9 protein-coding genes are annotated in these 13,365 nt (G+C 41.0%); 7 read left to right on the top strand and 2 right to left on the bottom strand.

The features are described from left to right. Position 1: 1 nt before the first annotated feature. From purH to AYR53_RS02555, 3 genes are all read left to right on the top strand, one after another. Complete coding sequence (purH, locus tag AYR53_RS02565) at positions 2 to 1,531, top strand: bifunctional phosphoribosylaminoimidazolecarboxamide formyltransferase/IMP cyclohydrolase (protein WP_068279540.1); 1,530 nt, start codon at positions 2 to 4, stop codon at positions 1,529 to 1,531. 17 nt (positions 1,532 to 1,548) lie between these two features. Continuing rightward, a complete protein-coding gene (gene purD / locus AYR53_RS02560; RefSeq protein WP_068281253.1) occupies positions 1,549 to 2,805 on the top strand; it encodes a phosphoribosylamine--glycine ligase in 1,257 nt (418 codons plus the stop codon). A gap of 462 nt (positions 2,806 to 3,267) precedes the next feature. Further along, positions 3,268 to 3,717 (top strand): hypothetical protein, encoded by a 450-nt coding sequence (locus tag AYR53_RS02555; RefSeq protein ID WP_068279542.1) that lies wholly within the window; start codon positions 3,268 to 3,270, stop codon positions 3,715 to 3,717. 113 nt (positions 3,718 to 3,830) lie between these two features. On the opposite strand, the gene AYR53_RS02550 is transcribed toward AYR53_RS02555, so the two are convergent. After that, on the bottom strand, positions 3,831 to 5,879 hold the full coding sequence (locus AYR53_RS02550) for a glycosyltransferase family protein (RefSeq protein ID WP_068279545.1): 2,049 nt from the start codon (positions 5,877 to 5,879) through the stop codon (positions 3,831 to 3,833). A 238-nt stretch (positions 5,880 to 6,117) separates the two neighbouring features. Here AYR53_RS02550 and AYR53_RS02545 point away from each other — a divergent pair, with 238 nt between their 5' ends. Genes AYR53_RS02545 through AYR53_RS02535 form a run of 3 tightly spaced genes read left to right on the top strand, consistent with a single transcriptional unit; the run spans position 6,118 to position 10,575 of the window. After that, positions 6,118 to 7,371, top strand: a complete 1,254-nt coding sequence (locus AYR53_RS02545; RefSeq protein ID WP_068279548.1) for a glycosyltransferase 87 family protein — start codon at positions 6,118 to 6,120, stop codon at positions 7,369 to 7,371. Then, positions 7,368 to 8,483, top strand: a complete 1,116-nt coding sequence (locus AYR53_RS02540) for an acyltransferase (RefSeq protein WP_068279550.1) — start codon at positions 7,368 to 7,370, stop codon at positions 8,481 to 8,483. Before AYR53_RS02545 ends, AYR53_RS02540 begins: the two co-directional genes overlap by 4 nt. 4 nt (positions 8,484 to 8,487) lie before the next feature. Then, a complete protein-coding gene (locus AYR53_RS02535; RefSeq protein WP_156520033.1) occupies positions 8,488 to 10,575 on the top strand; it encodes a glycosyltransferase family 39 protein in 2,088 nt (695 codons plus the stop codon). Positions 10,576 to 10,716: 141 nt separating this feature from the next. On the opposite strand, the gene AYR53_RS02530 is transcribed toward AYR53_RS02535, so the two are convergent. Then, positions 10,717 to 11,232 carry a peroxiredoxin gene (locus tag AYR53_RS02530; RefSeq protein ID WP_068226001.1) on the bottom strand — a complete coding sequence of 172 codons (516 nt, stop codon included), beginning with the start codon at positions 11,230 to 11,232 and terminating at the stop codon, positions 10,717 to 10,719. A 707-nt stretch (positions 11,233 to 11,939) separates the two neighbouring features. Here AYR53_RS02530 and AYR53_RS02525 point away from each other — a divergent pair. After that, positions 11,940 to 13,127 (top strand): ABC transporter substrate-binding protein, encoded by a 1,188-nt coding sequence (locus tag AYR53_RS02525; RefSeq protein WP_068226002.1) that lies wholly within the window; start codon positions 11,940 to 11,942, stop codon positions 13,125 to 13,127. Positions 13,128 to 13,365 lie beyond the last annotated feature (238 nt).

Raw genomic sequence — 13,365 nt, 5'->3', positions numbered from 1 at the left:
ATTGACGAAGAGAGCTCTTTTAAGTGTTTCGGATAAAACAGGTTTGGTGGATTTTGCTAAGCAGTTACAACAGTTAGGCTATGAATTAGTTTCAACTGGGGGCACTAAAAAAGTGCTAGAAGCGGCCGAAATCGTGGTTACCGGCGTTGAAACCGTAACGGGCTTCCCCGAAATGTTAGATGGGCGGGTAAAAACATTGCACCCCAACATTCACGCTGGTATTTTGGCCAAACGTGATAACGCCAGCCACATGCAACAATTAAAAGAAGCACAGATTGTGCCAATTGACCTCGTTGTTGTTAACCTTTACCCATTTAAAGCAACAATTGAAAAACCAACAACAACTCAGGCGCAGGCAATTGAACAAATTGATATCGGTGGACCATCAATGTTGCGAGCCGCGGCAAAAAACTTTGCTGGCGTTATCCCCGTCGTTGATCCGACCGATTACACTAAAGTCATTGCGGCTTTACAAGCAGGAGTTGTTGACCAGGATTTCCGTAAACAGTTAGCGGCCAAAGTTTTTCGCCATACTGCGGCCTACGATGCGTTAATCGCTAATTACCTCACAACTGAAGAGTTTCCCCAACAACTGACGCTGACGTACGAAAAACAGCAGGCATTACGTTACGGTGAGAACAGTCATCAAAAGGCCGCCTTTTATCAAAATGCTATTCCGTCGGCCTATTCAGTGGTTACTAAGCAGCTTCACGGTAAAGAATTATCCTACAACAATATTAAAGACGCCGATGCAGCAATGAAAATGATTCGTGAGTTTGAACAGCCGACCGTGGTTGCGATGAAGCACATGAATCCCTGTGGTGTTGGTGTTGCCGCTACATTGAGTGTGGCCTGGGATAAGGCCTATGAATCGGATACTATGTCGATTTTTGGCGGAATTATTGCAGTTAATCGTGAAGTAGACGCAGCAACTGCTAGCAAAATGCACGAACTCTTTTTGGAAATCATTATTGCGCCTTCATTTAGCGATGAAGCCTACGCTATTTTAGCCAAAAAGAAAAATGTTCGTTTATTGCAGGCCGATTTTAGTCGCAAGGACCAAGCCGATCAATTTGAAACTATTTCCGTTAGCGGTGGTCTTTTAATGCAAGAAGTTGATAAAAAGGTTGATACCCCAGCCGATTTCACGGTTGTTAGCAAAAAGCAACCAACTAAACAACAGTTGGCGGCCTTGGCCTTTGGACAACACATTGTGAAACACGTTAAAAGTAACGCCATTGTTGTGACCACGGACACGCAAACTTTAGGCATTGGTTCTGGGCAACCAAACCGAATTGATTCCACTAAAATTGCTGTTCAAAAGGCAATGTCTAAGGCTGGTTATGAAAACGCAATTATGGCCTCTGACGCCTTTTTCCCAATGGATGACTGTGTGGCATACGCTGCCAAACATGGTATAAAGGCGATTGTTCAGCCAGGTGGCAGTATTCGTGATCAAGATTCAATTGATATGGCCGATAAATGGGGAATTGTTTTAGTAACGACTGGCATTCGGCACTTTAGACATTAGTAAAGGCGGGGATGCAGATGGCAAAGGTACTTGTGATTGGTTCGGGAGCGCGGGAACACGCAGTTTGTGTGGCCTTTCTAAAGAGTTCGCAGGTGACGGCGGTTTACTGTGCACCGGGCAATCCTGGAATGCAGCGGGATGGTATTAACTGTGTCAACATTGCAATGCTTGCCTTCGCCAATTTGGCACAGTTTGCAAAAACGCAGGCGATTCATTTAACGTTTGTTGGGTCAGAAGAACCATTGGCCGCTGGGATTGTTGATTATTTTCAGACGCACCAATTAACTATCTTTGGTCCACACAAGGCCGCGGCTCAATTGGAAAGTTCAAAAAAGTTTGCGAAACAATTTATGCAGCAACAACAGATTCCAACGGCAAATTACCGTGCCTTTAATGATGAAGCACAGGCGTTAAGTTATGCGCAAGACCGTTCGCTGCCGTTAGTGGTTAAGGAAAATGGTTTGGCCGGTGGTAAAGGGGTAACAATTGTTAGGGCTAGTGCTGACCTTGCCGCGGTTATCCATGAGGGGTTACAACACGCCACCGAAATATTAATTGAGGATTATTTAAGCGGGGAAGAGTTTTCGTTAATGCTACTTGTCGGTGGCACCCAAATGGTTCTCTTACCGCTTTCCCAGGACCATAAGAAACTTTGTGCAGGTGATGAAGGGCCCAACACTGGTGGTATGGGGGCGTACTCACCACTGCCGCAGATGACAAGCACAGTGTATCAGCAGGCATTAGCGCAAATTGTGCAACCAACGATGGCCGGTTTAGTAGCAAAAAAACTGACCTTTGCGGGGGTAATTTATATTGGCTGCGTGGTCACTGCTGAAGGGCCCAAAGTAATTGAATATAATTTACGGTTAGGTGATCCTGAAACCCAGGTCATTTTGCCGCAATTACGCAGTGATTTTTATCAATTAATTATGGCCTTAATTGCTGGTAGGACACCTCAGATTGAGTGGCAAAAATCAGAAACCTATTTAGGTGTGGTTGTTGCCGCACCAGGTTACCCACACAAACCACAAGTGGGGTTAATGTTGCCACCATTACCCCAAAATGGCTATTACGCAAATGTAACGGCTAAAGACGGCCAATTATATAATGCGGGTGGCCGTATTTTTACATTAGTGGTGCACGGAAAAAATTTAGCAAGCGCCCAAGAAAAGGCCTACCACCAACTTGAACAGTTAAAGCTAGCTAAATTTTACTACCGCAAAGATATCGGATTTAGAGGCTTGAGAACTGCTCAGAGTTTACTTGGTAAATAAGTGAGGAGCATTGTGGTGTGACAGTTCCAACGATAATTGAGGTAGGCCCATCTCATTAATTGGCTAATTTATTAGTTATTATTGGACTCTAAGCTTTAATAAAATTTGTGGTAGCATATTAGTTGTATCCGGTTCCAATGCGTGCTATATTACAGTTAAGGAAGACGGAGAGACTAATTAACGGTGATGATTATCATCACTTCAAGGCGCCAACGTGAGATTGGTAGGTTAGTAACGATCAGCGTTGTGCTCAAGTTAGCTCTGGCGAATAGGAATAACAAACGTATCGTACTACTTGAGGTAGTGTAACGGCGCTAGTTGCAGAACTAGGTTGTTCCGAAAGTTTTGTGTAGTAAGGATTACACTATAAAATTGGTCTCGGAAGCAGTCTTCCGCAATTATCAATCCGCGAATCGATCTGGTTCGCGGTTCTTTTTGTCACTTGGATGAGGAGGATGAGTTATGCCAAAATTGCCTGAAGGAATCTGGAATCAGCAACCAAAAGAAAAAACATTTATCTATCACGGTTATAAGGCCACAATTCGCCAAAATAAATTAGGTGCCATGTACGGCTACGTCACGATTCTGGAAACCAATAGTCACTACGAAAAATCGCGGTTGGCCGACTGGGCTAATTTTGACGTTCATGGTGGGGTGACATATGTTAGTTACAGCAAGGGCAATTTGATTGTGGGCTTTGATGCAGAACACATGAATGACTTGGTTCCGGCCAAGCTGGAAGCACAACAGCAAATGATTGAAAATGAATACCGAAATGCCGTTGAACTACAAAAAGAATTTGGGTCAGGGGAGCAACCTGATGCTACTTTATTCCAGCTTTCATACAAGGATGCCGGTTTTATTAAAAAAGAACTCAAACACTTGATTGACCAAATGTTTGTTTTGGAATAAAGGATCAGGCTATAATTGACCGGAAGAAATTATCGTGATCATTAAAATAGTTCTAAGTCTAAATAGGGATTACGTCAAAATTTGAATTTTGGCGTAATCCCTATTTTAGGGTTCTATTTTTTTGAATAATATAAGTAGTAGCCAGAACCGATCAACAAAATTTCTATAGTTAATAAAATAATTAAGCGCGCTGAACGATTGATTAGCGGCTGATTTTGCTGTGAAGTCACTGAGAACTTAAAGTAATAATTGGGCGCCTGTTCTATTGGATTAGTGGTCAAACGAATAATTGGGCTGTGAGCCACTGACACGGTTACTGATTGTTGACTGATATTCTTTAGTTTTAGTTGATACTGTCCAGCTGCCAAGTACGCAGGACTAGTGATTAATCCCGGATAGCGCGCTTGGCCAACTTCGTGTGAATTTTTGATTAAGGTTAACCGGACTTTCGTGCCTGTTTTGGCAATATCAGAGCAGTTAATGGTATTAAAACGTTCTGGAATCTGCAGTGGCTGCGTTAGGTGTTGCCCGGGTTTTAGTGTAAGTTGGCTCATTTGAAAATAACCTGGTACTGATTGGTTGGTAACGGGAGTGCTGATCGATTGTGGCCGTGACCACGATCGAGTTACTAAGAATGGCCCAAGATTAGCGACCAGCAGGAAAATAAGCAAACTAAAAGTAACTTTCTTTTGTGGTTTAAGCAGTGCAACTTGGGTAACCAATTTTGGTGCGCCGCTGGCCGCCAATGCCAGCAAAAATGGAATGACTAGTAAAGCGTAGCGCGCTTCAACTTCCCAGAAGAAAAGGTGGAGAAAAAGTATGCTGAGGAAGCCTAACTGTAATAGTAGTTGATCAAAGTGGGGATTACGGATTTCCAACAGTGTCGCAATCAAAGCAGTAGTTAAACTAAATAGGTACAATACTTGTGTGAAATTAGCGACTAGCGTTTGAAAGGCGGCCTGATGTTTAAGGTAAGTTTTCGGGACCTGCTTAAAATGATCTGGCCAAAGAAAAGCGCCCACGGTACCTGTAGACCACATCGTGATTATTTTTTGGCGAAATTGTTTGACTAGACCAACAAAGCCTAATTGTTTCAAGCGCGCTTTAAGCGCCTGATTAACTGCCCGCTGATTTGCAGATGCAGAACCAAGTCTGGTTGTTTGATCAATATCTGTTTGTGAATAAGCACCAAAGGATTGTGGATTCAAACCCATTAAAGTCCATGAAGTGGTTGGAAATTCACTAGCCGGATTTGGCGCGTAACCCATTGTTTTGGCCAATTGCTGGCTAACACGGCCACCAGCGATTAAAAGTAAGCCGCCAATAAGTGCCGTTAAAATCAATTGACCAATTAGACGGCGACTAGTTGGTCGGCTGAGTCCCCAAGCAAACAAAGCGGCAAGACCGAAAACAATGGTGTTGCCCTTAATTAAGTAACCGATGGTAAAGAAAAGAAGTCCTAAAGCCAGCCAAATAAGCTGTCGTTTTTTTGTTCGACTGCTAGCGGCCAAGTCTACGCAAGTTAACAGTAGTGCCGGGTAGATAATGACAATAATATCTGTATAAAAGTCTAAGGCGTACCAATAAAAAGGAACGAAAAGAAGACTGAGCGCCAGAAACGTGTTGGCAGAAAGCTGACCACGGTGGCGCTTTAAGAACCACCAGATTAATAGAATTGTGCCATCGATGTGAATGAAACCGATCAAATTTAAAAAATGACCAAATCCATTACCTTGAACTTGGCCAGCTAATTTCATTAAATCGGCCAAAATTAAAGTAATATTGACGTTATTGGGGTACCAAGAAAAATAGCGGAACCAGTGCTGCCCACCTTGTGCAAGAGCGGCGGCCTGTAAACGAATTGCTGCCGGATCCAACGACCCCATGGCCACAATGTGTAAGCTTAACCAGACCTGGATTAGCAGTGCAATCAATGTACTAACGATTAATAAAATATGGATTATTCGGGGCCTAACTAGATTCAATTTTAAATAAGCCAGAAAAAGTAGCCCCAAACTTAACGTTAAAATGAGTAACGCTAAGGCTGGTAGCCAGGTCAAGTGTACCTGCCGGTCGATTGGCGAAGTTAGAGCAGTAACTATTATTATAATAAGTGAAAGTGTTGTAATACCGGCGACACAACGACGTAGCGTAAGTTGCATAGGATGATCCTTCTTATAGTTTAATGGTTAAGTAAAGGTGCTTAAGCAGAAAAAAGTGGTTAACACTTAATAAAATTTATTATACGCGTGAATGAAATTATTTATCAATCTATGGCCAAATTAATTTGTTAATGAAATTCTATCAATAGTGTGATTGTGGTATGCTTGATAAAAATTGTTGTGAAGTGAGGTACATAGTTGTGGAACGTAAAAAACTCACGCTAACGCGATATTTATTATGATGTTGTTTAGCGCAATTATTATTGAGTCAGTTTGTGCGGCGGTGTTTTGGGGCAAGCTGGATATTTTAACGTATAACTTTCCTTGGGCACAAATTTCGGCACATCAGTGGGCGGGAATGTACCGGCCACAGTTTGCGGGTACCTATCAGGTTAACTACCCGCCATTAATGCCAACTCTGCTATGGCCAGTGGGTAAGCTGATCAATCATTTTGGCCTGAGTATCTCGGCCGGATCCAGTTTGCGTTTAGCAATATCCTTTTTATTGATTAAAGGATTGGGAATGCTGTTTCAGTGGTTGACCGCTGGTTTTATTTACTGGAAAAGTAAGCGGCCAGTTTGGGGCTTACTTTTAAGTGGTTTAATCTTATTAAATCCTAGCATGTGGTTTAATGCTGCTTTTTGGGGGCAGCTGGATTCTGCGTTGATCTTTTTTATTGTCGTTAGTTTCTATTATTTAAAACAGGAACGTTATTATTTGGCTAGTATCTGGTTTGCGCTAGGCTGCCTAACAAAGCTTCAATTTATCTACTTAGTTCCAATTTTTGGATTAGAACTTCTAAGTCATGTTAAGTGGCAGAAAGTTTTAAAATTAGTTGGCACTATTATCGGAATTAATTTAGTTGGCTGGCTACCTTTTATGATTAATATGAAAACGATCTTTTTACCGTTGAAGGTATTTGGCAGCGGTACAACACAGTATGCAGATATTGTGGAAAATGGCTTTAATTTTTGGGCAGGGGCGTTAAAGGCGCGAATTTGGAATAAGCAGTTACGAACAACTGACCACCTTGTTGGTTGGTTAACGTACGGCCATCTAAATACGCTAATTCTTGTTTTGATTGTACTTGCTTTATGTGTTTGGTATTGGCTAGTGGCAACAAAGCGTGTTCGTGCAATTGGCCTAGAGTATGTAGGTGCAATTTATAGTGGTCTAATTTTCTTTTTCACCATGTTGCAGCATGAACGCTACCAATTAAGCATGTTGGCCTTTATTATTTTACTTTTACTAACTTCAGCGAATAAGGCGACTTTGACGAATCGAGATTTAAGTTGGTACGCTGTTTTGACGTTAGCGACGTTTATTAATCAGGCTGGCTTTTACTTAGCTGTTTATTTGAATATGCAACCGCTTCGTTACGTTCATCTTATCCGATTAGGTGGTATTATTAACACGTTAATTTTCTTACTTATGGTAGGTTTGTTTTGCTTTAAAGAATATCGTGACGGCGAAAAGAGGCGGTTAGCGTGATAACCGAAGCAAAAATTTTAAAACGTAATCCAGGTCTGGATGCCGTGCGTACCTTAGCAATATTGTTGGCCGTTTTTAGTCACGCAGTTCCCGCACATATTTCGTTTCAACGTTTTTCACCAACGGGACAAATAATTAATTCAATGTTAGTTGCGTTAGGGCATATTGGTGTGCCAATTTTCTTCATTTTATCGGGTTATTTGTTGTTAGACCGAACTTACTCAGATAAGCAAGCTATTCAGCGATTCTACCGCCAAAAAGTGTTGCCGATGGCTATTGCCTTTACTGCTTGGGTGTTGATCTATGATGTATTTCTCAAACTTTTACTGAAACGACCAACAGGTATTCTGCAAGTGTTGGAAGATTTAACGTTCATTTTCCGGCAAAATGGTAATCCTAATAATTTAGGTAATTTCATGTGGAATGCTTGGTTTATGCCGGCAATTCTTGGGTTATACTTGGCAATCCCATTTATTTCCCGGGCAATTCATCAATTTCCGCGGCGGGGACTGTGGGCAATTTATTTGTTAGTAATCAGTCAGACAATGTTGATTCCAACAATTAACTTATTTTTAAATGCGGCTGGTAAGGTGGGATTCTCTGCATCGCAGCTTGATCTTTCCTATTTTGGCGCTCGTAGCGCAACCTATTTTTTTGCCGGTTATTTGATCCGTACTGGTGCATTTCAAAAATGGCGAACTAGTCTGCTAGGACTCTTTACGGTAATAACGACTGGGTTAATTATGTATACGCAGTATGCTTTTCAATTTACGGATTATACCCGCTTTAATGGTGGTCAGCTAAACATGCCCTATGAATACATTCTTTTGTTGCCGTGTGCTGCTGCTATAGTTGCTTGGGGTAGTCGCTGGAAAATCGCACCAATTTGGTTGCGGCGCTGTTTTTACACAACGGCACAGCTTTCTCTAGGCGTCTTTCTGATTCACCGAATGGTCCAATTAGTGATTGAAAAGTTAGGTTGGTTTGCTGGTATGACGTTAACACAACAGACGTTTGCTCTTTGGGGTTGTCTAATCGTTATCAGTTATTTATTGACGTATCTTTTAAGTAAATTGAGCTTTGTTGATCGGTGGTTATTGTTGGGACGGTGAAAAATTGAAAGATAAAAAAATAGTTTGGCCATTTTTGTTAGGTTTAACTGGATTTTTGCTCACCATGATTAGTGTAGTTGCCTTAGCGGAAATCCCTGATGCGTTCCATCACGTGCTGCGTTTTGGACCACTGTTAATTTTGTTAAGTGTAGTGGCATTGATTGGTGTTTTGGTTCGATTAATTCGGTGGCTAAACCAGCAAAATCAACGACTAATTCAGTTGATTGGTTGGTTTGTGGTATTAATTAGCATTGGTGTGCAGCTCTTTTTGGCCTTTCGGATTATTGGTGACAATATCTATGATGGCATGGATATTCGCTTCCAGGCAGTTAATCTACTTAATGGTTCACGCCACTGGATTCCCTATTTTCATGAGTTGGCTCAAAATAATGTGCCAATTACAATGGTGGAACATGGTTTATTAGCAGTATTTAAGGTGTTACATATTAATGGTTGGCTTGGGTTGAATTTAGTAATGTTTGCCTGGATTGATCTGACAATTGGTTTACTTTGGTCGTGGGTTAGCCACCGGTGGGGTCAGACCTATGCACTAATTTTATTAGTACTTGCGGCAATGTATTTTCCATTTTATGGTTACGCGTTATTTTTCTATACAGATGGGGTTGCTCTTTTATTTCCAGTATTAACCTTATGGCTTTTGGAGCGTTATTTTAAAGCGGATAAGCGTGGTTGGATTTTACTGATTATATTAGGAATTGAACTTTGGCTTGGGTTTTGGTTAAAAGGTAATAATGGTGTGTTACTTATTGCAACGCTCTTAGTCTTACTTGGTGATCATTATCGACAAGGCTGGCGAAAAACTTTTGCCGCCATTGCGCTACTTTTAGTTCTTTTTGGCGTTGGCGTTGTGGCAACACCACATTTGGAGGCCAGCGTTGGCTATGAGCAGCCACAAAGCAAAAAAATGCCTTTACTCACTTGGACAATGATGGGCCTGAATTACGGGACACAGGGCTCAAGTAGCCATGCTGATACAGGGATGATTCAAAAACAGTCAACGTACGCCAAGAAGCAGACATTAGCAGTGACAACAATTAAAGCGCGTGTCCGGAGTAAAGGGGTAGCCGGACTTGCCGGTCACTTACTAAATAAACTTAATTTGATGTGGTCAGATGGCAATTTGGATGCCACCGAGACAATTAATCAGGCCCACTCCTACAGCAAATTATTCCAGTATCTGTACGGCTCTAATAAGCTATTAATTAGTTCGTTAAACCAAGTTATTTACGTTGCTATTTTAGGACTCAGCGTGATTGCTGTTATTGGTTTTAGTGTGCTACCCAAACAATTAGATTTAGAAATGAAATTTATTATTCTAACTATTTTGGGTGTATTTAGTTTTCATTTATTGTTTTGGGAGGCCGAGGCTCGCTATGTCTTACTAGTTTTCCCGTTATTACTAGTGCTGGCTACCTTCGGCTTGAAACAATTAGCAGCATTGTCGTTTGAAGATTTGGTTGGACCGAAACTTATTCGGCAGAAGAGATTATTTAAAACAGGTTTAAGCCTCTTACTCGTTGCGGTTGCGGCAATCGGTATGTTAAGTGCGCGCCGATTCGTCGAAGCGCCAGTAACACAGAGTGAGCCGGTAGTTCAGCAAACAAAAGATTACGGTAATTATGTTCTTAAGCCGGGGCACCAAGTGACACAACGGATTTGGCTATCTAAGGCGGCTAATGCAATTAGTATTCAAAATCCGCGTAAAAATGGCACTAAAAATATCAGTGCTCACGTGGCTCGCGGGACAACTAGTTGGCGACTTAAGGCCAAAGCAACTAGCTGGAGCAGTCAACACAAGTTTAAGGCAGGTACTTATAAACTAACTTTATACAATCGCAGTCACAAAACAATTAAATTAGCAATTTTAGATAGTCGTAGCTATAATGCGGTGCCCGCTGCCAAACCACTTAATCAAAATAAGTGGCATCACCAGTACTTGCTGTTTAAGGCAGAAAATAAATGGCAACAACCACTTTTCAGCGCAAAAAAATTAGCGCTATTAATTATTTTAATTACATTGGTAGATGTTAGCTTTATCTGGTTACCTAAAAGTAATCGAAAAAAAGATTAGATTTTAAGGATTATTACTAGCTTACGTTACGCATTAAATCCAAAATCGATTTTTGTCTCACTCCCTTAGTAAAAATAGTTTCCAAATTCGACCTAAAAAATAACGATCTAAAGGCTAGCAAAAGCCTTAGGTCGTTATTTTTTACCTTAAATGATTAAGCGCGCAAAATTTGCGAATGAAATTTAACGCCGCCAAATAGTCTGGTTCGTTAGTTTGTTCGGTCATAAATTCACGGTAGATAATTTTTCCACTAGGAGCAACGATGAAGACGGCACGTGCAAGCGTTGCGTTGGTGGGCATGTAAAGTGCCATTGCCTCGCCAAACGAAGCATCAGCATCAGACAGCATTTCCATACTAGTAACGCCCTTAATTCCGCACCAATCAAGTTGTTCGGCACAAGTGTTTGTTGAGATAGTGACAAAGCGTGCCGCCGTGACTAGATCACTGGCACGATTAAATTGGATGGTTTGTGTTGTACAAACCCGGGTATTAATATTTGGGACCACGCTTATTAGTAATGGTTTTCCCAATAAATCCTTTGTCGTTATCCGCGTTTTTTCGTTTGCACTTTTTAACGTGAAGTTTGGTAGTGGCTCACCCACTTCTGGTGGTGTCCCAATAGTAGCATAGGGTTTGCCGTAACGGTTAATTTGCATTGTAAGCCCTCCTAAGTTCGTATTTGGAAAATACCTTTACCTGGCTAATTTAGTATAAACATGGTTGAAAAGCAGCTACTTGCGGAGACCGAGACGAATTGCGTTACGGGCTTCATAACTGGGATCCTTAACTTTTTGCCACAAGCACGGACAACATTCGCAGCAGCAAAAATTATTTGCGTACTTGACAAATAATTAACCATAATTGCGAATTAGCAGTTGAATGGTCAACGGATGGCGCATTAGGCCTATTTGCGTACTTGGCTGCAATTCGGATTTTGGTTCATCTTAGTCCGATCGTCAGCGAAGTCAGTAATAATCCTCAATTGCGGAATAGAATCTAACCGCCTTTCTAAAACTCGATAGTTATTAAACCTTTTACGCAAGCATAGCCTATTCGAAATAAAATGAGCAATTAATAAGCTTGGCTTAAAAATAATTAAGAACAAGGGAAAACGCAAAATTGGAATTAAATTAGTTTTAAATGAGTTTAAAATGTGAAAAAAGTGTAAATTCTTATTTTGTAAACAACAGATTACTGTTATGCCGGCCTCGATTGCTATAATAAGTCCTGTAATAATAGCATTTACAGCTAAATGTATCCGTTACCAGGCCGCTTTTTTGCCTAGAAAACGTTGACGCCTCTAATTTGTTATGTTAGTTTATTAAAAACAGATTAGAATTAAATTTACTTAGGAGATGGGCTTATGCGCGGGAAGAAATTAGCAACTGTACTGGGAACAGTCATGTTGGCTGGGTCATTATTATTGGCCGGATGTAGCAGTAGCGCCACTAATGGTGGCAACAAACAGTCCGGTAATACAATTAAGATTGGTGGTAACTTTGAGCTTTCTGGCGCTGCTGCGGCTTATGGGCAAGCAATGCAGCGTGGGACCGAACTTGCCGTCTCACAGATTAACAAAGATGGTGGGGTCAAAGTTAACGGTAAAAAGTTAAAACTTCAATTAGTTCAAAAGGATAATAAGTCCGATAATTCGCAAGTTGCGTCAGTTGCTTCCAATCTGGCAACACAAAGTAAAGTGGTTGCCTCAGTTGGCCCGATCACTTCCGGTGCCGATTTGGCTGCCTTACCTAATTACACTAAGGCAAAGGTTCCGTTAATTACACCAGGTGGTACGCAAGACTCCTTGACAGTCCAAAAGAACGGCAAAGTCCAACCGTATATGTTCCGTTCATGTTTCGAGGATAGTTATCAAGGTAAGGCATTAGCTAAATACGTTTACAGTAATATGAAATTAAAGCGAGTTGCCATTTTAGCCGATAAGTCGACTGATTACGCTCAGGGATTAACGAAGGCCTTCAAGAAAGAATTTAAGGGCCAAGTTGTTCAAGTTCAGTATTATCAGGCCGGTGACAAAGATTTCAATACCTTGTTGACTAAGCTGAAGGGTAAGAAGTTTGATGCATTGTTCGTTCCAGGTTATTACTCTGAAGCTGGTTTAATTGTTAAACAGGCTCGGCAAATGGGAATCACTCAACCAATTGTTGGTGCTGATGGTTTCGCCGATCCTAAATTAGTTCAAATTGCGGGTAAGAAGAATGCAAGCAATATTTACTACACAACACATTTTGATCCTAAGGCTACCAATAATGCTAAAGCAACGGCTTATATGAAAGCATACAAGGCTAAGTATAATGAACAGGCCGGTACATTTGATGCTTTAGCTTACGATGCAACTTACATGATTAAAGATGCAATTGAAAATGAAAAGTCAGCTGATTCGACGAAGATTGCCACTGGATTATCTAACTTAAAGAACTTTAAGGGTGTTACGGGCACGATTACGATGGATAAGAAACATAATCCACAAAAGCCAGTTATCATTGCAAAAGTTGAAAATGGTGAAGAAGTTCAGGCTACCTCCGTTAAATAAAGCGGAGCGTAAAGATAGTTTAGGTTTCAAATAGAAATAACTTGAGTTTTGGTTTTATACAGCAATAACGATTCGATTGTTCAGTGTAACAAAGTACTGAAATTTTCCTTTGAGATGTGGGCCAAAAGGCAAATTTCCCGTTTAACCTCAACTGCTAATTTAGTTACTTGATAACCAAGTTAGTAGTTGAATTAAGCTCGAAATTTAACCTCCTTTTGGCCCATTCTCAATTTAAAAG

The sequence above is a fragment of the Loigolactobacillus backii genome, assembly GCF_001663675.1.
In the GTDB taxonomy this organism is placed as follows: domain Bacteria; phylum Bacillota; class Bacilli; order Lactobacillales; family Lactobacillaceae; genus Loigolactobacillus; species Loigolactobacillus backii.
Note: the sequence above shows the minus strand (reverse complement) of the source record. Positions and strands in the feature narration are given on the sequence as shown.

Excerpts from the sequence above, each read along its gene's own strand:
- purD (WP_068281253.1), top strand. The coding sequence starts at position 1,549 with ATGGCAAAGGTACTTGTGATTGGTTCGGGAGCGCGGGAACACGCAGTT.
- AYR53_RS02555 (WP_068279542.1), top strand. The coding sequence starts at position 3,268 with ATGCCAAAATTGCCTGAAGGAATCTGGAATCAGCAACCAAAAGAAAAA.
- AYR53_RS02550 (WP_068279545.1), bottom strand. The coding sequence starts at position 5,879 with ATGCAACTTACGCTACGTCGTTGTGTCGCCGGTATTACAACACTTTCA.
- AYR53_RS02545 (WP_068279548.1), top strand. The coding sequence starts at position 6,118 with ATGATGTTGTTTAGCGCAATTATTATTGAGTCAGTTTGTGCGGCGGTG.
- AYR53_RS02530 (WP_068226001.1), bottom strand. The coding sequence starts at position 11,232 with ATGCAAATTAACCGTTACGGCAAACCCTATGCTACTATTGGGACACCA.
- AYR53_RS02525 (WP_068226002.1), top strand. The coding sequence starts at position 11,940 with ATGCGCGGGAAGAAATTAGCAACTGTACTGGGAACAGTCATGTTGGCT.